The organism is Streptomyces sp. NPDC044063, assembly GCF_056434285.1.
Genome location: NZ_JBWKFM010000041.1, coordinates 29,943 through 48,555, shown reverse-complemented (window position 1 = coordinate 48,555; position 18,613 = coordinate 29,943). Strand labels below are relative to the sequence as shown.

Sequence of the window (18,613 nt, the reverse complement as noted above, 5' to 3'; positions counted from 1 at the left end):
CCTGACTGTCCACCACCTCAACGAACTCCTGCTGATCTGCTCGCTCGTTCTCCTCGTCGCGGTGGCGGCGGTACGGGTCTCCTCGCGCAGCGGGCTCCCCAGTCTGCTCATCTATCTCGGCATAGGCGTCGCCATCGGCCAGGACGGCATAGGCGTCTCCTTCAATGACGTCGGCCTCACCCAGGTCATCGGCTACGCGGCCCTCGTCGTGATCCTCGCCGAGGGCGGTCTCGGCACGAAGTGGCGCGAGATCAAACCGGCCCTCCCGGCCGCGGCCGTGCTCTCCACCGTCGGTGTGGCGGTGAGCGTCGGCGTCACCGCGGCCGCCGCGCACTACCTGGCCGGCGTCGAATGGCGCCAGTCACTGATCATCGGCGCCGTCGTCTCCTCCACGGACGCCGCGGCCGTCTTCTCCGTCCTGCGCAACGTCCCGCTGCCCAGCCGGCTGACCGGTGTCCTGGAAGCCGAGTCCGGCTTCAACGACGCCCCCGTCGTCATCCTCGTCGTGGCCTTCTCGGCCGCGGGCCCGGTCGACCACTGGTACCTGCTGCTCGGCGAGATCGCCCTGGAGCTGGCCATCGGCGCCGCCGTCGGTCTCGCGATCGGCGCGCTGGGCGCCTACGGCCTGCGGCACGTCGCCCTGCCCGCCTCCGGCCTCTACCCGATCGCCGTGATGGCCATCGCCGTCACCGCGTACGCCGGCGGCGCGCTCGCCCACGGCTCCGGCTTCCTGGCCGTCTACCTCGCCTCGCTGATCCTCGGCAACGCCAAGCTGCCGCACGCGCCGGCCACCCGCGGCTTCGCCGAGGGGCTCGGCTGGATCGCCCAGATCGGCATGTTCGTGCTGCTCGGTCTGCTGGTCACCCCGCACGAGCTGGTCGGCGACATCGTCCCCGCGCTCGTGGTCGGACTGGTGCTGACCATGGTGGCCCGACCGGTGTCGGTGTTCCTCAGTACGGCGCCCTTCCGCACCCCCTGGCAGGAGAAGGTCCTGCTGTCCTGGGCGGGGCTGCGCGGGGCCGTGCCCATCGTCCTGGCCACCATCCCCATGGTGGCCGGGGTCGAGGACAGCCGCCGGATCTTCAACATCGTCTTCGTGCTGGTGATCGTCTACACGCTGGTGCAGGGCCCGACCCTGCCCTGGTTGGCGGGCCGGCTGAAGCTCGGCGACAACGAGGCCGAGGACCTGGGCATCGAGTCCGCGCCCCTGGAACGGCTGCGTGGGCACCTGCTGTCCGTCGCCATCCCCGAGGGCTCGCGGATGCACGGCGTGGAGGTCTCCGAGCTCCGGCTGCCCCCCGGGGCCGCCGTCACCCTCGTCGTCCGGGAGGACGCCAGCTTCGTGCCGGCCCCCTCGACGGTCCTGCGGCGGGGCGACGAGCTGCTGGTCGTGGCCACCGACCCGGTCCGCGACGCCACCGAACGGCGGCTGCGCGCGGTCGGCGAGGGCGGCAAGCTGGCCGGCTGGCTGGGCACCCCGTCGGGCGGTGCTGGAGGTACTGGCAGTGCGGGAGGTGCTGGCAGTGCTGGCGGTGCTGGCAGTGCGGATGCGAAGCCGGGAGCGAAATGGGGTCTGGTGAAGAAGAAGTCTGTTAAGTAAGCTATTCGCTTATTCGCGTGCTCGAAGGACCGAGTCCGCGAAACCCATGAATCAACATCGAACCAACTCTGCCTGATGCAGGGCTGGCGCGACCGCACGGCGGCCGCGGCCGCACGAGGCGGCCGGAAGGTATCTACCACGGTCCTGCGCGAGAGGACAGCTCTCGGCGCGCTCCGTGCGTATTCCCGCGTCCGGGGCGTGCTACCAGGTGGCGGAAAGGCGAAGGCCGTGGCATCCACGGTCAACGACTCCGCCGGGGTACGTCCCGGATACGGACAGCTGCTGCGCACCCGCGGCGCCTGGACGTTCCTGCTCCCCGGTTTCCTGGCCCGCCAGCCGTTCGCGATGCTGACCATCGGCATCCTGCTGCTGGTCAACGACACCACCGGCTCCTACGGCACCGCCGGCACCGTCTCCGCGACAGCGGGCGTGGCCATGGCGCTGTTCGCCCCCCAGGCCGGCAAGCTCGCGGACCGCTTCGGCCAGGCCGCGGTACTGATCCCCGGCGTCGTCGTGCACGCCGCCACGATCTCACTGCTGACCGTGCTGGCGCTGTCGCACGCGCCCCTGTGGGCGCTGCTGGCGGCCGCCGTTCCGGCCGGCGCCTCGACCCCGCAGATCGGCCCCATGGTCCGGGCCCGCTGGGCGAACAAGCTGGAGGGCTCGCCCCTGATGGCCACGGCGGCGGCCTTCGAGTCCGTCACCGACGAGTTCACCTTCGTGATCGGCCCGGTGCTGGCCACCGCGCTGTGCACCGGCGTCCACCCGGCCGCCGGTCTGATCGCGGAGGCCGTGCTCACCCTGGCCGGCGGCCTGCTCTTCGCCTCCCAGCGGCGCACCCAGCCGCAGCCGAGCGGCGCGGCCGGCGGCACGGCGGCGGACGGCAAGCGCGCCTCGGCGCTCTCCGTGCCGGGCGTGCGCGTCCTGGCGATCGTCATGCTCGGCATCGGCACCGTCTTCGGCGGCATGCAGGTGTCCATGACGGCCTTCACCAAGGAGATGGGCGACCCGGGCCTGAACGGTCTGATGTACGGCGCCTTCGCGGCCGGAAACATGATCGCGGGCATCGTCTGCGGCATCGTGGCGTGGAAGTCCAGCCCGCAGCGCCGGCTGCTGATGGCCTTCCCGCTGCTGGTGCTGGCCACCACCCCGCTGTGGGCCGCGGACTCCATGGTCCTGCTGGGTGCCGCGGGCCTCGTCGTGGGCCTGTGCATCGCTCCGTCGCTGATCACCGGCTACACGCTGGTGGAGAAGCTGGTCCCGGCGGGCGCCCGCACCGAGGCGTTCACCTGGCTGACCGGCGCCGTCGGCCTGGGCCAGGCGGCCGGCGCGACCGTGGGCGGCCGGCTCATCGACGCCCACTCCGCGAGCACCGGCTTCCTGGTGCCGCTGGGCGGCACCGCGGCGGCCCTGGTGGTCCTGCTCCTGCTCCGCAAGGCCCTGACCCCGCGGTCGGAGTCGGTCGTCGCGGCACGTGGGGTCGGTCACCGTGAGCCGGTTTCGGTGGACTGACGGACCGGAATACTGCACTATTGAGCGTCGTTAGCACTCATTGAGTGAGAGTGCCAGGAGGAACACGTGCCGACCTACCAGTACCAGTGCACCGAGTGCGGCGAGGGCCTCGAAGCGGTGCAGAAGTTCACCGATGACGCCCTGACCGTGTGCCCCCAGTGCGACGGACGCCTGAAGAAGGTGTTCTCGGCGGTCGGCATCGTCTTCAAGGGCTCGGGCTTCTACCGCAACGACAGCCGCGGCTCGTCGTCCAGCAGCAGCCCGGCGACGAAGTCGTCGACGTCCTCGACGTCGTCCTCCTCGTCGTCGTCCACTTCCTCGACCTCCGCGTCGTCGTCCTCGACGTCCTCGGCGTCGTCGTCGAAGAGCACCTCCTCGACGAGCAGCTCGGCCGCCTGACGCGCCGCCTCGTTCGCCGTACGACGGAGCCCGTCGCCCCTTCGCGGGGCGGCGGGCTCCTCGTTTTGGGCGGATCCTCGTCGTACGCGGCGGCACCGCCTAGGGTGGCCGCATGGCGGACACGATCAGCGGAAGCACAGCAGCGAGCGCGGCGGACATGGCGGAGATAGGGGTCATCGGGGGCTCCGGCTTCTACTCCTTCCTCGACGACGTGACCGAGGTCACCGTTCAGACGCCGTACGGGGCGCCGAGCGACTCCCTCTTCCTCGGTGAGCTCGGCGGCCGGAAGGTCGCCTTCCTCCCCCGCCACGGCCGGACCCACAGCGTCCCGCCGCACCGGATCAACTACCGGGCCAACCTCTGGGCCCTGCGCTCGCTCGGCGTGCGCCAGGTGCTGGGCCCGTGCGCGACCGGCGGGCTGCGCGCGGAGTACGGGCCGGGGACGCTGCTCGTCCCGGACCAGCTGGTGGACCGCACCAGGACCCGCGTCCAGACCTTCTTCGACGGCGTCCCGCTGCCGGACGGCACGGTTCCGAACGTGGTGCACACGGCCTTCGCGGACCCGTACTGCCCGGTGGGGCGCGCGGTCGCGCTGGGCGCGGCGCGCGGGCGGGCCTGGGAGCCGGTGGACGGCGGCACGATGGTGGTGATCGAGGGCCCGCGCTTCTCGTCGCGCGCCGAGTCGCGCTGGCACGCGGCGCAGGGCTGGTCGGTGGTCGGCATGACCGGGCACCCGGAGGCCGTCCTCGCCCGGGAGCTGGGGCTCTGCTACACGTCGATGGCACTGGTCACCGACCTGGACGCGGGGGCCGAGACGGGCGAGGGCGTCACCCACGAGGAGGTCCTGCGGGTCTTCGGCGAGAACGTGGGCCGGATGCGCGAGGTGCTGTTCGACGCGGTGGCGGCGCTGCCGAAGAACGAGGACCGGGACTGCCTGTGCACGCGTGCGCACGACGGCTGGGACCTGGGGATCGAGCTGCCGTAAGCGCCGAAGGGGCCGGGCGAGGCTCGTGTGGGTGGCGGAGTTGTCCACAACCGCCCCCGCTGTCCACAGGCCCGGGCGGGCGGTGGCGGAAACCGGGATCGTGAGGGGCGGCGCCGACGTGGCGCTCCTCACACATCCTCCTCGCGTCAGGCGGTGGTCCCGATGTCCGTGTCCCCTGTCCCGCCCGCCCTCTCCCCCTTTCCGCCCTTCGTCTCCTTCCCGCCTCCGTGGACGCCGCCGCGCTGCCGGGTGCCGCTGTTCGGGCCCGTGCGCGTGGGCCGCGGGCGGCGCGAGCGGTGGTGGAGCCGCTGGGCGGTGACGGCGACCGTGGCCGTCGCGGGCCTGTCCGGGCTGGTCCGGCTGACGCACGGACCGTTGGTCTGATCGTGTTTGGCGAGCGGACAGAGCAGCCAGAATCCCTCGTATGTGATGGAATCGACCGTTCCATCACAGGTGCGTACGGAGAGAGGCTGTTCGGTGAGCGAGAAGAAGACAGGGATCCTTGGAGGCTTCAAGGCATTCCTGATGCGCGGCAATGTCGTGGACCTCGCGGTCGCCGTCGTCATCGGCGCGGCGTTCACCAACATCGTCAACTCTGTGGTGAAGGGTGTCATCAACCCGGTCGTCGGCGCCTTCGGCACCAAGGACCTCGACCACTACGCGTCCTGCCTCAAGGGCCCCTGTGCGCGGACGGCGACGGGCGAGGTGACCAAGGGCGTCTTCATCCAGTGGGGCGCGGTGCTGAGCGCCTCGCTCACGTTCCTGATCACGGCGGCGGTGGTGTACTTCATGATGCTGCTGCCCATGAAGCGCTGGCAGGACCGCCAGGCCGCGAAGAACCCGGTCGAGGCCAAGCCGACCGAGCCGACGGAGATCGAGCTGCTGGCCCAGATCCGCGACACCCTGATCGAACAGCGCCGAGGCCCGGGCTCGGACTCGGTCCCGGCGCAGCGCTAGCCGGGGCGGCAGCCGCCCCGACACCCGCCGTCAGATGTGATGCGGCGGCTTCTCGTCAAGGAAGCGGGCCAGATCGGCGGCGCTGCCGCCTGCGGCGGCGGGGCGGTCGCCCCAGCCCCGGTCCGTGTCGTCCGAGGACTGCTGCGACAGCGGATCGTCGAAGATCAGCGCGGCGGCGGACGGGGCCGCCGGGTCACGCCGGGGCTCGCGCGGTGCGGGGGCGGTACTCATGCCTCCAGGGTACGGGCGCGGCGGCGCCCCGGGAGCGCCGCCCGGCGAGCGGAGCACCGGACCCGCGGCGACAATCGCCCTATGAGCGAGGACTCGCCTCCCTCCCGGCGTCCGGGTCCCGCCCGGCACGCCCGCCTGCTGCGCCGCATGACCCCGCGCGGGCGCGAGGAGGAGCACCGGGCGGCGACCCCGCTGGAGCTCTTCTTCGACCTCTGTTTCGTGGTCGCGGTCGCCCAGGCGGGCAAGCAGCTGGTCCACGCGCTGGCCGAGGGCCATCCGGCACAGGGCATCCCGGGCTACTTGATGCTCTTCTTCGGTGTGTGGTGGGCCTGGGTCAACTTCACCTGGTTCTCGTCCGCCTACGACACGGACGACGTGCTGTACCGCGTGGTGACGCTGGTCCAGATCGCCGGTGTGCTGATCCTGGCGGCGGGCATCCCGCGCGCGTTCGGCTCCGACTATTTCCTGGTGTGGCTCGGCTACGTGGTGATGCGCCTGGCGCTGGTCTCCCAGTGGCTGCGCGCGGCCCACTCGGCGACGGGCGCGGAGCGGCGGACGGCGCTGCGGTACGCGATCGGGGTGACCGCCTGCCAGGTCGGCTGGGTGGGCCTGATCGTGCTGCCCACCGACGCCAAGCCGTGGCTCTTCCTGGCGATGGCCCTGGTCGAGATGTCGGTGCCCGCCTTCGCCGAGCTCAGCAAGCCGACCGCCTGGCACCCCCACCACATCGCCGAGCGGTACGGCCTGTTCACGATCATCGTGCTCGGCGAGACGGTGGCGGCGGCCACGACGGCCGTCCAGTCGGCGGCCGACGAGCACGAGGCCCTGGACACCCTGCTCCCCATCGCGGCCGGCGGCCTGCTGCTGATCTTCGCCGCCTACTGGATCTACTTCGCGGTCCCCATCCACCTCCACCTGGCCTCCAACCGCCAGGCGTTCCTCTGGGGCTACGGGCACTACCTGGTCTACTGCTCGGCGGCCGCCATCGGCGCCGGGATCGAGGTGGCGGTGGAGGACGAGGTCGGCAAGGCACACATCTCCACGTTCGCCGCGTCGGCCACGGTGACCGTTCCCGCAGCGCTCTTCCTGTTCTCGGTGTGGCTCATCCACTCCCGCCACCACAAGCGCGGCCCGGCCCAGCAGGCGGTCCTGCCCACCTCGGCCGTGGCGGTCCTGGCCTGTACGTTCGCGGGTCGGGCGGCGGTGCTGCTGGCCGGGCTGGTGGCGGCGGCCACGGTGGCCGTGGGCGTGACCCTCTCCGCGCGCAACCCGGAGGATCCGGCCGGAGCCGGAGCGGATTGAGACGGCCCGGTGCCGGTACGCCCGGTGCGCGGCCGCCCCCGTGGTACGCATGCCGCATGACGACGCCCATGCGCCCCGCACCCGTCCCCGGCCCCCTGGACGCCCTGACCGACGTGCCCGGTCTGCGCGTGGGCCACGCGCAGCGCACCGACGGCCGTGCCCTGACCGGCACCACCGTCGTCCTGACCGACGACCGCGCGGGTGCCGCCGTGACCGCCGTGGACGTCCGCGGCGGTGGGCCCGGCACCCGGGAGACCGACGCGCTCGATCCCCGCAATCTGGTCCAGCGGGTCGAGGCCGTCGTCCTGACCGGCGGCAGTGCCTTCGGGCTGGACGCCGCGTCCGGGGTCATGGCGTTCCTGGAGGACGCCGGCCGGGGCTTCCGGGTGGGCCCGGACCCGGCGCAGGTCGTACCGGTCGTCCCGGCGGCGGCCCTGTTCGACCTGGGCCGCGGCGGCGACTGGCGGGCCCGGCCGGACGCGGCGCTCGGCCGGCGGGCGGCCGAGGCGGCGGCCGGGAGCGCGAGCGGCGCGCCCGTGGCCCAGGGCAACGTGGGTGCCGGGACGGGCGCGGTCGTGGGCGGGCTCAAGGGCGGCATCGGTACGGCGAGCCTTGTGCTGCCGTCCGGGGTGACGGTGGCGGCCATCGCCGCCGTGAACGCGGCCGGTTCGGTGGTCGACCCGGCGACGGGTGTGCTCTACGGGCGCTATGTCGAGGGCGGCCGCGTGGAGTATCCGGCGGCGGACGTCCACGACGCGGCCCAGCGGGCGCTGGAAGAGGCACGGCAGGAGTCGGTGCGGCGCTGGGTGGCGTCCGCGCGGCCCCCGCTGAACACGACCATCGCGGTCGTCGCGACGGACGCCGCCCTGACCCGGGCGCAGGCGCAGAAGCTGGCGGGCACGGCCCACGACGGCCTGGCCCGCGCGGTGCGGCCGGTGCACCTGCTGACCGACGGGGACACGGTCTTCGCGATGGCGACGGGCGCCCGCCCGCTGCCCGAGGAGGAACACCTGCCCGGCAGCGCCGACTTCGCGGCCGGCGCGGTGAACGAGATCCTGGCGGCGGGCGCGGACGTCCTGACCCGGGCAGTGGTCAAGGGCGTCCTCGCGGCCGAGGGAGTGGACGGGCCGGGCGGCATCTACCCGTCGTACGGCGAGCTGTACGGCGGCGGCCGCTGACACGCCCCCGCCCGGCGCCGGACGGACGGGCGCCGGGCGGGAGCCCCGGAACAGGGGTGGGGAGGGGTGGGGTGGGGCGGGGGGGCGGCCCCCCCGGGGGTCAGACCAGGCGGCGGCGCAGGACGCGGTAGGCGACGGCCAGGAGGACGACGGCCAGGCCCAGGAAGACGGCCGTCTCGATCCACTGGAAGACCCAGAAGTCACTGGACGGATAGACCTTGTGATAGCGGGCGACGTAGCCGTTGTCCGCCATGCACCGCTCCATCGGGCCGCCCGACAGCTGGCAGTGGCCGTCCATGATGGAGTACTCGTTGCCGGCCTTGTCGAGGTAGCCGAACTGCCCGGTGGACCAGGCGCTCCCCACGGGCGTCTTGGGCGTCGAGCCGGGGGTGACGCGGGAGACGGGATCGATCCAGTCGGACCGGAAGGTGTTCAGCAGCAGCCGGACGGCCACGATCCACACCAGCGCCACGCCCATCGCGGGCATCAGGCGCCGGGTCAGCACACCGGCGGCCGTGCCCGCCGCGAGCCCGAAGAGGGCGCAGGCGACGGCGGCGGGTCCGGTGGCGTTGAAGATGTAACCGTCGTGCCAGTAGAGGCCGTCGAGAATGTTGGAGACGGGCTCCCACCACCAGGCCACGAGCGCGGCGAGCACGGCCGAGCCGATCACCGAGCACACGGCGGCCAGCGCGAAGCGCGTCGCGAACCAGGCGCGGAGCCCGACGCCCTGAGTGAGCGCCAGCTTGATCGTGCCGGACTCCAGCTCCCGCCCCACCAGCGGAGCGCCCCAGAAGACGCCGATCAGCACGGGCAACGCGGCGCTCAGCGAACCGAGGGCCCGCAGAGGCCCAGTGGTGTCCGACAGCAGCTGATGGGCCTCGACAGAGTCGCAGTCACCGTTCCAGCCCTTGCACGCCGACGTCGTGATCCCGTGCGCGGAGATGAACTCCGTCATGTCCGATCGCTGCCACGCCACCCAGGCCGCGCAGGCGACGAGCAGCGCGGCGCCGCTCAGAACAAGGAGTCGCTGCTGGCGCCAGGCCAGCCAGAGGGTTCCCTTCACGCGGCGGCCTCCGAGCGGGAGCCCGTACGGGGGTCGGTGCCGTCGGTACGCAGATAGGCGAGCAACAAGTCTTCCAGGGTCGGGGTTTCGGTCAGCCATCCGTCGCCGGGCGCCCGCCCGGCGTTGCGGACGAGCGCGGTGAGCTGGCGGCCGGTGACCGTCGACTCCACGACGTCCTCGGGCGCCACGCCCGCCGGCAGCCCGCCGGCGTCCGCGTCGCCGGCCCGGCCGGTGATCAGCAGGTGTTCCTCGCACAGCCGCTGCACATCACCGGCCAGCCGAACGGCGCCGTGCTTGAGCAGCAGGACGTGGTCGGCGGTGTTCTCCAGCTCGGAGAGCACGTGCGACGACATCACGACGGACGTGCCGCGCTCCGCGACCTCCGCCATGATCAGCCCCAGCACCTCGCGCCGCACCAGCGGGTCGAGGTCGGCCAGCGGCTCGTCGAGCAGCAGCAGATCGGGCCGCTTCCCGAAGGCCAGCGCGAGGGCGACCCGGGTGCACTGCCCCTGCGACAACGTGCCCACCTGCGCGTCCAGGGCGATGTCCCCGGACCGTACGATCCGCTCGGCCCCCTCCTGGTCCCACCCCCCGGCGAAAGGATTCAGCTCCCGCCCGAACCGCAGCGTCTCCGCCACCGTGAAGCGCGGGAACAGCGGCTTGTCCTGGGCCAGGAACGCCGTACGGCGGCGCGCGTCAAGGGAGCCCGGGTCGGCGCCGAAGACGTGGAGGGAACCGGCGGTGGGCTGGAGGAGCCCGGTCGCCAGGTGGAACAGCGTGCTCTTGCCCGCCCCGTTCGGCCCCACGAGCGCGGTGACCTTCCCGGCGGGCAGAACGAACTCACACCCCTCCAGCGCCCAGCCGGTACGGAACCTCCGCCCGAGCCCCGTCGCCACGAGGGCGGGCGGAGGCGGGGCGACGGTGGTCGGATCGTCGGTCACGAGTCTTCCTCCATGCGGTCGGCCTGAGGTGAACGGGCCATGCGGTCTCCGGGCGGGAGCCCGGCGTACTGCGCGTCGAGGGCGTCCGCGACCAGCGCCGCCACGTCCTCCCGCTCCAGCCCCGCCGCCCGCGCCCTGCCGACCCACGCCTCGAGCTCGCCGCGCAACGGCGACCCGGCGGCGGCCGCCGCCCGGGACAACGAGGCCGTGACGAACGTCCCCCGCCCGGGCCTCGGCTCCACCAACCCCTCGCGCTCCAGCTCGCGGTAGGCCCGCAGCACGGTGTTGGGGTTGATCGCGATCGCGGCCACGACCTCCCGGGCCGTCGGCAGCCGGTCCCCCGGCTCCAGCAAGCCCAGGCGCAGCGCCTGTTTCACCTGATGGACGAGTTGCAGATAGGTCGCGACACCGCTGCGCCGATCAACACGGAACGCGATCATCCCCACCCTCGTTTCACTAACGTGTTAGTGGAATGATGTGACCGGCTCGTGATCGCCGTCAAATCACGCGAAAGCCCCGTGTCTCCCGACGGGTCGGGGGACACGGGGCTCTCGGGCGTGGGCGGAAAGGGGCGGATCAGGCGCGGGTGGCTCCGACGAAGGCCGACCACGCGGCCGGCGTGAAGACGAGCGGCGGGCGGTTCGGATCCTTCGAGTCGCGTATCGGGACGCCCCCGGCTCTGGCCAGAGCCGGGGCCCATTCGACGCAGCCACCGCCGTCAGCGTTGCTGTAGCTGGACTTGACCCACTGCGATCCTATGAAGGCCGACCAGGCGTCTCGACTGAAGACGAGCGGCGACCGCTGCGGGTCCTTCGAGTCTCGTATCGGGACGACCCCGGATCTGACCAGGGCCGGGGCCCATTCGACGCAGTTGTTGTTACCGCCGTCGCTGTAGCTGGACTTGACCCAATCCGCCTGGGAGAGGTCCGCACGGGCACTCATGAGGATTGACCCTCCATGACTGTATGGATGAGAGTCGCCGTGTCGTTCGGCGACAGCGCACACGCAGAGATCAAATCGTAGGTCCGGGATCGCTCGCTGACGAACTCCGGATCTTCCAGAAGATGCCCTGTCGTGATGCTCTCCTCGTAGGCGACCGTGGTGCCGTCGTCCATGGCGAGTAGCGACAACGAGCCGCCTAGCAGGGCGTATTCCCCGTGCGAGAACGGCAGAACCTGCACAATCATCGACGGCATGTCCACAAGCGCGGCCAGCGCCTCCAGTTGAGCGCGCCAGACCCGGGGGCCGCCGATCGGGCGGCACAGCACCGCCTCGTCGATGATGATCGAGACGTCCGGTGGCGCGCTGGACATGAGGAGGGCCTGACGCCCCAATCGAATTCTGACCAGCTGCTCGATCTCCTCGTCCGTGGCCTTGGGCTTTCCGTTCCGGAAGATCGCTCGCGCGTAGTCCTCCGTCTGGACGAGGCCGGGCACGAAGTGGCCCGAGTACTCCTTGATCATGCAGGCCCGCGCTTCGAGCTCCATCCGGCGCCGGTACTTGTCGGGATGGACCTCATGCCGCGCCAGCCCATAGATCCGTTCGAACAGACCATCCGTCCCGAACGCCGCGTCCAGCTTCGCCGCCAGATCCGGTGGCGGAACGTAATCCGCGATCTCGATGCGCGACAGGTGGCTGCGGCTGTATCTGACCACCTCCGACAGGCCGTCCAGCGTCATGCCCGCCTGCTCCCGCCTGCGGCGGATCTCCGCGCCGAACAGGTGGCGGGCCGACTTCTCCGGCGTGAGTTCCCGTGCGCGCCGAGCCATACGTACCGTCCCCCTCAATCCCACGGTGGCGGTTGGGACCCCAACCCCTACCGACCGTACGCGCGGTCCGCAAACCTGGTGCCTGGCAAAGTAGTTGACCCGCTCGAACGAGTGAACACCCGAAGACAATCCGAGGTCTCCATGCCCACCCCTGTCCCCCAGGCAACACGCGACCCGTTCGACGAGGCGGAGGCGGCGCTGGCCAGCCTCCGCGAGGCGTTGTTCGGCGCCAGAATCTCTCTGCCCACCCTGGGGCTGCATACGGCGCCCGGTATGGAGGAGACGGTGCTCGTCGATCTCGGGATGGTGCGGCCGTCGGCGGCGTACGACCTGGCGCGAGTGATCAAGGCGGGGACGGGGACGGGGACGGGGGCGCGGGGCTGATGGAGGCGGAGGCGACGGTGGAGGTCGGGATCAATGTCGTGGACGCGGTGAGCGGCGGACGCGGCAGGGTGACGGCGATCGACGCGAACCGGATGGTGACCGTCCGGCATCCCAACGGGACGACGTGGCGGACGCCCGCGTCCAATCTGCGGCCGCCGACGGCGCAGGAGGAGCTGGGCCTGAAGGCGGCCGAGGTGACGTTCGCCCAGCGCTACGGCCGCTGGCCGGACTGACCGGGTTGACCGGACTGACCGGACCGACCGGACCGACCGGACTGACCGGACCGACCGGACCGACCGGACTGAGGCGCTGCCCGCCGTCCTACCTGCGGCGGCACGCCGGGAACGTCCCACCAGCGCGCGTTCGGGCCGGCCGCCAGGGCCGGGGCGCAGATCTCGCGGACGACGGCTCGTAGCGCGACGACCGTCGGGTCGTCGCGGCGGGCCGCCGACCAGGCGAGGACGACGCTGCACGGCGGGATGTCGGTGACGTCGACGTAGCGGATGCCGGGGCGCGGCATGAGTTCGCGGGCGTCACGGGCGACGAAGGCGATGCCCCGGCCGAGGCAGACGGCGGAGAGCAGGGTGTCCAGCGTGGTGGCGCGGTCGTCCGTGCTGAGGACGGGTGAGCCGTCGGGGCGTGGGTCGACGGACCAGAACTCCTGGTAGACGCGGGGGACGTGGTCGGCGCAGCCGATGAGCGGGAGGCCGGCGAGGTCGGCGAGGGTGACGTGGTCGCGGTCGGCGAGCGGGTGGTCGTCGGGGAGGCAGACGACCCGGGGTTCGGTGGCGATCTCCAGGGACTGGAGGCCCGGCGGTACGGGGCCGAAGCAGACGACGGCGTCGACGAGGCCCTCCAGGAGGGCCTGGGCCTGTTCGGCGAAGGTGACCTCGCGCAGTTCGACGTCGAGGCCGGGGTGGCGTTCGCGCAGGCAGCGAACAATGGCCCGTATGACGGGGAGCGTGACGGCGTAGGCGCCGAGGACGAGCCGGCCGGTGAGGGAGCAGTCGCGTTTCGCTGTCTCCACGGCCTGCCGGAGTTCGTCGGCGACGTCGACGAGGGCGCGGGCGTGGGGCAGGAGGGCCTCGCCGGCGGGGGTGAGTTCGACGCGGCGGGTGGAGCGTTCGACGAGGGTGAGGCCGAGGCCGTCCTCCAGGGCGCGGATCTGGCGGCTGAGGGCGGGCTGGCTGATGAACAGCCGCCGGGCGGCTCGGCCGAAGTGGAGTTCCTCCGACAGGACGATAAGCAGTCGCAGTTGACGGACGCTCGGGTCGGAGGAGCTGCCCTTTGCCATACAGGCAACGGTATCAATCGCGTCCGTCCCCGCATGAATGATCGCTTCCTCCCGGTACGGGCGGAAGCGGAGAATGAGGCGGGGAGGAGTCGGCCGGGGCCCCGGTACGGCAAGGGCCCGGTCCCCACGGGGGAGGACCGGGCCCTGCGGACCCGAGGGCGGGGGCAACGGCTGTCAGTGCGCCGCGGCCGCCTCCTTCTCACCGCTGACGGCGCCGGCGGCGGCGCCCTCGGCCGGGCCGTCGGCCTCGCCACCGGCCTCGGCGTCGTGCGCCTTGGCCTTGCGCGGCAGGGCGAACATCAGGGCGAGGACGACGGCGAGCACGCCGGCCCCCCACCACATGCCGTGGCGGAAGGCGTCGCCGAAGGCCTGGGCGGTCTGGCCGTGGGCCAGCTTCTTCTCGTCCAGGGCGTCGAAGAAGACGACCGAGACCAGGCCGAGGCCGATGGCGTTGCCCAGCTGCTGGGTGGTGTTGATGAGGCCGGAGGCGGAGCCGGAGTGCTCGCGCGGGACCTCGGCGATGACGGTCTCGGTCAGCGGGGCGACGATCAGGCCCATGCCGATGCCCATGACGATGAGCGGGAGGGCCATCTGCCAGGGCGCTATGTCCGCGCCGAAGTGCTCGGACTCCCAGATGTAGAGCATGATGCCGGCCATCATGGCGAGCGCGCCGGCCTGGAGGACCTTGCGGCCGAACTTCGGGACGAGCTTCTGGACGGAGATGCCCGCCGCCACCGAGACGCCGATGGAGAAGGGGATGCCGGTCAGACCGGCGCGCAGCGGGCTCCAGCCGAGACCGATCTGCATGTAGAGGGTCCAGATGAGGAAGAAGATGCCGCAGACGATGCCGAAGGCGATCTCAACGCCGATGCCGGCGGCGAAGCTCTTGACCTTGAACAGCGACAGCTCGACGAGCGGGGAGCCGTCCTTGCGGGTCTTGTGGCGCTCGTAGGCGACGAAGGCGGCGAAGACGAGCACGCTGCCGGCCATGCAGAGGTGGCCCCACAGCGGCCAGCCCAGCTCGCGGCCCTGGGTGAGGGGGTAGAGCAGCATCAGCAGGCCGCCGGTGGCGAGGACCATGCCCACCAGGTCGAGCTTGAGGGCCTGGGGCGCCTTGGACTCGGAGATGAAGGTGCGGCCCAGGATCAGACCGGCGACACCGACGGGCAGGTTGACGAGGAAGATCGGTCGCCATTCGAGGCCGAAGAGGTTCCACTGGGTGAGCAGGGCGCCCAGGATGGGGCCGGAGACGGCACCGAGGCCGACGATGGCGCCGAAGAGACCGAAGACCTTGCCGCGCTCGTGGGCGGGGAAGGTGGCGTGGACGATGGCCAGCACCTGCGGCACCATCAGCGCCGCCGTCGCACCCTGCAGGACGCGGGCCGCGACCAGCAGGTGGGGGTCACCGGCGAGACCGCAGAGCATGGAGGCGACGGTGAAGCCGCCCATGCCGAGGAGGAAGACGCGGCGGCGCCCGTATATGTCACCGAGGCGGCCACCGGTGATCAGACCGGCGGCGAAGGCGAGCGCGTAACCCTCGGTGATCCACTGGAGGATGCTGAAGGAGGCGCCGATGTCCTTCTGGATGCTCGGCATGGCGATGTTGACGATGGTGACGTCGACGAGGTCCATGAAGGACGCGGTCATCACCACGGCGAGCGCCAGCCAGCGGCGGCGGTCGGCGGCGCCCTGGGCGGGCGGATCGGTGGTCGCGGTGGTGGTCACAGGGGTGATGCCTTCCTTGTCGGTGCGCCGTCGTGGTCGTGTGTGCTCGGTGCGCCGGGTGCGCTGGGAGCGCCGGGATCGTCGCTACGGTCCGATCCTGTCCGGTCTGGTCCGGTCTCATCCGGGGTGTCGGGGTAAACCTAGACCGCGTGTAGGACAAATCGTGTCCTAGATCCCTGTCACTGTGGTGAACATGAAGGACACACCGGTACGGCTGTTGAATCTGCTGTCGCTCCTCCAGACCCCGCGCGAGTGGCCCGGCAGCGAGCTCGCCGAGCGGCTCGGCGTGAGCTCGCGCACCATCCGGCGGGACATCGAACGCCTCCGCGACCTCGGCTATCCCGTGCAGGCGACGATGGGCTCGGAGGGCGGGTACCGGCTGGCCGCCGGCGCCGCCATGCCCCCGCTGGTGCTGGACGACGAGGAGGCGGTCGCCATCGCGGTGGGGCTGCGCGCGGGCGCCGGCCACGCGGTGGAGGGCATCGAGGAGGCGTCCGTACGCGCTCTGGCCAAGCTGGAGCAGGTGCTCCCGTCCCGGCTGCGGCACCGCGTCTCCGCCCTCCAGGCGGCGACCGTCCCGCTCACCGGCGGGGACGGCGCGACCGTGGACCCCCACACGCTGACCGTCATCGCCTCGGCCGCCACCGGCGACGAGCGGCTGCGCTTCGCCTACCGCAAGGGCGACGGCACCGAGACCCGGCGGCTGGTCGAGCCGCACCGCCTGATCAGCACCGGGCGGCGCTGGTACCTGGTCGCCTACGACGTCGACCGCGACGACTGGCGCACCTTCCGTGTGGACCGGGTGAGCGAGCCGTTCGCCACGGGGGCGCGCTTCACCCAGCGCGAGCTGCCGGTGGCGGACGCGGCGGAGTTCCTGAAGCGGTCGATGGCCCGGCCGCAGCCGACGTACCGGGTGGTGGCGACGTTCCGGGCGCCGGCGGAGTTCGTGGCGGCGCGGCTGCCGCGCTGGCTCGGGGTGCCCGTGCCGGAGGGCGACGACTCGTGCCGGCTGGAGGCGACGACGTCGGACTCGCTGGAGTGGGTGGCCTTCCGGCTGGCGCTGGTCGACTGCGAGTTCGCGGTGGAGGAGCCGCCGGAGCTGGTGGAGCACCTGGAGGAGCTGGGCGCCCGCATCAGCCGGGCGGCGGTCGCCGCACGGCCGTGACGATTCCACGTGCGGGCCCGCGTGCGGGCAGGAAAGGGCCCCGGCGCAAGGGGGGGAGGCGCCGGGGCCCGGTCTATGAGGGTATGCCCTTTTACGCCGCCGCGTCGAACCCGGTGTCGTGGGCCATCTTCTTCAGCTCCAGCAGCGCGTGCTTCTCGATCTGCCGGATCCGCTCGCGCGTGAGGCCGTGCTGCTTGCCGACCTCGGTGAGCGTGCGCTCCCGTCCGTCCTCGATGCCGTAGCGCGCCTTGATGATCGACGCGGTGCGGTGGTCGAGGCGGCCGATGAGGCCCTCCAGCTCCTCGCTGCGCAGCAGCGCGATGACGGACTGCTCGGGCGAGACCGCCGAGGTGTCCTCCAGCAGGTCGCCGAACTGGGTCTCGCCCTCGTCGTCCACGGACATGTTGAGGCTGACCGGGTCGCGCGCCCAGTCGAGGACGTCGCCGATGCGCTCGGGCGGGACGCCCAGCTCGGCGGCGATCTCGGTGTGGTCGGGCTCGCGGCCGTGCTCCCGGTTGAACTCGCGCTGGACCCGGCGGATGCGGCCGAGCTCCTCGACCAGGTGGACGGGGAGGCGGATCGTGCGGGACTGGTCGGCGATCGAGCGCGTGATGGCCTGCCGGATCCACCACGTCGCGTAGGTGGAGAACTTGAATCCCTTGGTGTAGTCGAACTTCTCGACGGCCCGCACCAGACCGGCGTTGCCCTCCTGGATCAGGTCCAGGAGCGGCAGGCCGCTGCGCGGGTAGCGCCGGGCCACGGCCACGACGAGGCGGAGGTTCGACTTGATGAAGACGTCCTTGGCCCGGGCGCCTTCCTCGGCTATCGCCTCCAGCTCCTCGCGGGATGCCTCGCCGGCCTTGTCACCGCCGTCCTCCAGGCCGTCGAGGATCTGCCGGGCGTAGACGCCCGCCTCGATGGTCTGCGACAGCTCGACCTCCTTGGCCGCGTCGAGCAGGGGCGTACGGGCGATCTCGTCGAGGTACATGCCGACCAGGTCGCGGTCGGCGATCTCCCCGCCCGAGGACGCGCGAACACTGTTTGCCTCGTCCGTTCCACCCTTGGCGCTGGTGGTCCGACGACGGGCGACGGCACGGGTTGCCATGCGTACTCCCTTGCGATGAGACGGTCGCGGGGTGGGCCGGGCGACCGGTGGGGCGCCCCGTCCGAAGTAGAGAACGGCCGGAATCCGGACAGAATTCCCGGAGGACTTCTTCTTTTTTGTGATCGTGCAGTATCCTGCCCGGCCGCAAAGGGGAAGGCCTCCCACCGGCGGGGCGGAAGCGCAGGTCAGACGGGTACCCGGGGGGCGGCCGTCGCCGTCCGGCACCGGCGCCCTTGCCCGGCCGTCCGCGACTGCCCTTCCGCCTCCACAGACGCCGCACGGCGGAATGCGGTTGCCCGGAGACGTCCTGGATCGCCGGATTCGTCGACGACACGAGTCGGTGCCGGGCCCGTGATCGAGTTGCCGGGCCCCGGTGACGGGTGTGCTCTGGGGGGACGGAGGGCGAGCGAGAGGAGCCCGAGATGTCGACGCACTCGATCACGCCCGGACGGCACCCCGCCCACGAGGGCCCCGGTCCGGTCCCCGCGTCCGGGACCGTGCGCACCGAGCAGCGGCCGGCCTCCGCCGCCACCTGGGCCGTCCCGCTCGCGGGCGGCGTGGTCCTCGGCCTCTACGCCGTCTTCCTCTCGCACGACAACGGGTTCTCCCAGGGCATGGGCTGGCTGCTGGGCCTCGTCGCCGCCGTGATCTCGGCCGGCCTGGGCTACGAGCTGATCCGCGAGCGCAACCGGATGATCACCGAGGTGCGCGCGGCCGCGTTCGGCACCCTCTTCGGCGTCTCCATGGGGTTCCTGCGCAGCCTGAGCGGCGCCTCCGTGCTGGATTCCTGCTTCGTGGGCCTCTTCTTCGGCCTGGGGATGGGCTTCGCGTCGTACTACATCTTCTACTGGCACGAGCACTGACCCACGACCCCCGCGGGTCCCACCGACCGCGGGGGGGGGGGGGGGGGGGGGGGGAGGGGGGGGGGGGGGGGGGGGGGGGGGGAGGAGGGAGGGGGCGGGGCTCCAGGGGTGGGCGGGACGAGTGGAAGGGGTTGGCCGTC

General features: G+C 72.0%; 21 protein-coding genes. 12 read left to right on the top strand and 9 right to left on the bottom strand.

The window, feature by feature from the left end; all coding sequences use genetic code 11:
- Position 1 precedes the first annotated feature (1 nt).
- The 6 genes from AC07BS_RS32510 to mscL all read left to right on the top strand — a co-directional run bounded on the left by AC07BS_RS32510 (position 2) and on the right by mscL (position 5,453).
- Positions 2-1,600, top strand: a complete 1,599-nt coding sequence (locus AC07BS_RS32510) for a potassium/proton antiporter (RefSeq protein ID WP_478935292.1) — start codon at positions 2-4, stop codon at positions 1,598-1,600.
- A gap of 228 nt (positions 1,601-1,828) precedes the next feature.
- Complete coding sequence (locus tag AC07BS_RS32505; RefSeq protein WP_478646787.1) at positions 1,829-3,112, top strand: MFS transporter; 1,284 nt, start codon at positions 1,829-1,831, stop codon at positions 3,110-3,112.
- 66 nt (positions 3,113-3,178) lie between these two features.
- Positions 3,179-3,511: an FmdB family zinc ribbon protein gene (locus AC07BS_RS32500; RefSeq protein WP_478646790.1), complete on the top strand. Its 333-nt coding sequence runs from the start codon at positions 3,179-3,181 to the stop codon at positions 3,509-3,511.
- Between the two features lie 112 nt (positions 3,512-3,623).
- The gene (locus tag AC07BS_RS32495) at positions 3,624-4,496 is read left to right on the top strand and encodes an S-methyl-5'-thioadenosine phosphorylase (protein WP_478935288.1); all 873 of its coding nucleotides are present in this window, start codon (positions 3,624-3,626) and stop codon (positions 4,494-4,496) included.
- A gap of 162 nt (positions 4,497-4,658) precedes the next feature.
- Complete coding sequence (locus AC07BS_RS32490; protein ID WP_478935287.1) at positions 4,659-4,880, top strand: hypothetical protein; 222 nt, start codon at positions 4,659-4,661, stop codon at positions 4,878-4,880.
- A 93-nt stretch (positions 4,881-4,973) separates the two neighbouring features.
- The gene (gene mscL, locus AC07BS_RS32485; protein ID WP_478646799.1) at positions 4,974-5,453 is read left to right on the top strand and encodes a large conductance mechanosensitive channel protein MscL; all 480 of its coding nucleotides are present in this window, start codon (positions 4,974-4,976) and stop codon (positions 5,451-5,453) included.
- 30 nt (positions 5,454-5,483) lie between these two features.
- On the opposite strand, the gene AC07BS_RS32480 is transcribed toward mscL, so the two are convergent.
- Positions 5,484-5,684 (bottom strand): hypothetical protein, encoded by a 201-nt coding sequence (locus AC07BS_RS32480; protein ID WP_478646802.1) that lies wholly within the window; start codon positions 5,682-5,684, stop codon positions 5,484-5,486.
- A gap of 81 nt (positions 5,685-5,765) precedes the next feature.
- On the opposite strand from AC07BS_RS32480, the gene AC07BS_RS32475 reads away from it, so the two are divergent.
- A complete protein-coding gene (locus AC07BS_RS32475; protein ID WP_478935286.1) occupies positions 5,766-6,986 on the top strand; it encodes a low temperature requirement protein A in 1,221 nt (406 codons plus the stop codon).
- A gap of 56 nt (positions 6,987-7,042) precedes the next feature.
- Positions 7,043-8,164, top strand: a complete 1,122-nt coding sequence (locus AC07BS_RS32470; protein ID WP_478646808.1) for a P1 family peptidase — start codon at positions 7,043-7,045, stop codon at positions 8,162-8,164.
- 100 nt (positions 8,165-8,264) lie between these two features.
- Here AC07BS_RS32470 and AC07BS_RS32465 read toward each other — a convergent pair whose 3' ends face one another.
- From AC07BS_RS32465 to AC07BS_RS32445, 5 genes are all read right to left on the bottom strand, one after another.
- A complete protein-coding gene (locus AC07BS_RS32465) occupies positions 8,265-9,227 on the bottom strand; it encodes a transporter (RefSeq protein ID WP_478646811.1) in 963 nt (320 codons plus the stop codon).
- Complete coding sequence (locus tag AC07BS_RS32460) at positions 9,224-10,168, bottom strand: ATP-binding cassette domain-containing protein (RefSeq protein WP_478646814.1); 945 nt, start codon at positions 10,166-10,168, stop codon at positions 9,224-9,226. The genes AC07BS_RS32465 and AC07BS_RS32460 overlap by 4 nt, the downstream gene beginning before the upstream one ends.
- On the bottom strand, positions 10,165-10,608 hold the full coding sequence (locus tag AC07BS_RS32455) for a GntR family transcriptional regulator (RefSeq protein ID WP_478646817.1): 444 nt from the start codon (positions 10,606-10,608) through the stop codon (positions 10,165-10,167). Before AC07BS_RS32455 ends, AC07BS_RS32460 begins: the two co-directional genes overlap by 4 nt.
- A gap of 136 nt (positions 10,609-10,744) precedes the next feature.
- Complete coding sequence (locus AC07BS_RS32450; protein ID WP_478935285.1) at positions 10,745-11,110, bottom strand: DUF397 domain-containing protein; 366 nt, start codon at positions 11,108-11,110, stop codon at positions 10,745-10,747.
- Positions 11,107-11,937: a helix-turn-helix domain-containing protein gene (locus AC07BS_RS32445; RefSeq protein WP_478935284.1), complete on the bottom strand. Its 831-nt coding sequence runs from the start codon at positions 11,935-11,937 to the stop codon at positions 11,107-11,109. Before AC07BS_RS32445 ends, AC07BS_RS32450 begins: the two co-directional genes overlap by 4 nt.
- Before the next feature lie 141 nt (positions 11,938-12,078).
- On the opposite strand from AC07BS_RS32445, the gene AC07BS_RS32440 reads away from it, so the two are divergent.
- Together AC07BS_RS32440 and AC07BS_RS32435 are read left to right on the top strand one after the other, a co-directional pair.
- Entirely contained in the window at positions 12,079-12,321 is a 243-nt protein-coding gene (locus tag AC07BS_RS32440) for a hypothetical protein (protein ID WP_478935283.1), read from the top strand.
- A complete protein-coding gene (locus tag AC07BS_RS32435) occupies positions 12,321-12,554 on the top strand; it encodes a hypothetical protein (protein ID WP_478935282.1) in 234 nt (77 codons plus the stop codon). Before AC07BS_RS32440 ends, AC07BS_RS32435 begins: the two co-directional genes overlap by 1 nt.
- On the opposite strand, the gene AC07BS_RS32430 is transcribed toward AC07BS_RS32435, so the two are convergent.
- Both AC07BS_RS32430 and AC07BS_RS32425 read right to left on the bottom strand, forming a co-directional pair.
- Complete coding sequence (locus tag AC07BS_RS32430) at positions 12,533-13,615, bottom strand: LysR family transcriptional regulator (protein WP_478935281.1); 1,083 nt, start codon at positions 13,613-13,615, stop codon at positions 12,533-12,535. The genes AC07BS_RS32435 and AC07BS_RS32430 overlap by 22 nt on opposite strands.
- A gap of 174 nt (positions 13,616-13,789) precedes the next feature.
- Complete coding sequence (locus AC07BS_RS32425; protein ID WP_478646835.1) at positions 13,790-15,340, bottom strand: MFS transporter; 1,551 nt, start codon at positions 15,338-15,340, stop codon at positions 13,790-13,792.
- A gap of 193 nt (positions 15,341-15,533) precedes the next feature.
- Here AC07BS_RS32425 and AC07BS_RS32420 point away from each other — a divergent pair, with 193 nt between their 5' ends.
- Complete coding sequence (locus AC07BS_RS32420) at positions 15,534-16,505, top strand: helix-turn-helix transcriptional regulator (RefSeq protein WP_478935280.1); 972 nt, start codon at positions 15,534-15,536, stop codon at positions 16,503-16,505.
- Positions 16,506-16,596: 91 nt separating this feature from the next.
- On the opposite strand, the gene AC07BS_RS32415 is transcribed toward AC07BS_RS32420, so the two are convergent.
- On the bottom strand, positions 16,597-17,610 hold the full coding sequence (locus AC07BS_RS32415; protein WP_478646841.1) for a sigma-70 family RNA polymerase sigma factor: 1,014 nt from the start codon (positions 17,608-17,610) through the stop codon (positions 16,597-16,599).
- A gap of 422 nt (positions 17,611-18,032) precedes the next feature.
- Here AC07BS_RS32415 and AC07BS_RS32410 point away from each other — a divergent pair, with 422 nt between their 5' ends.
- On the top strand, positions 18,033-18,473 hold the full coding sequence (locus AC07BS_RS32410; RefSeq protein ID WP_478646843.1) for a hypothetical protein: 441 nt from the start codon (positions 18,033-18,035) through the stop codon (positions 18,471-18,473).
- The last annotated feature ends 140 nt before the right edge of the window (positions 18,474-18,613 follow it).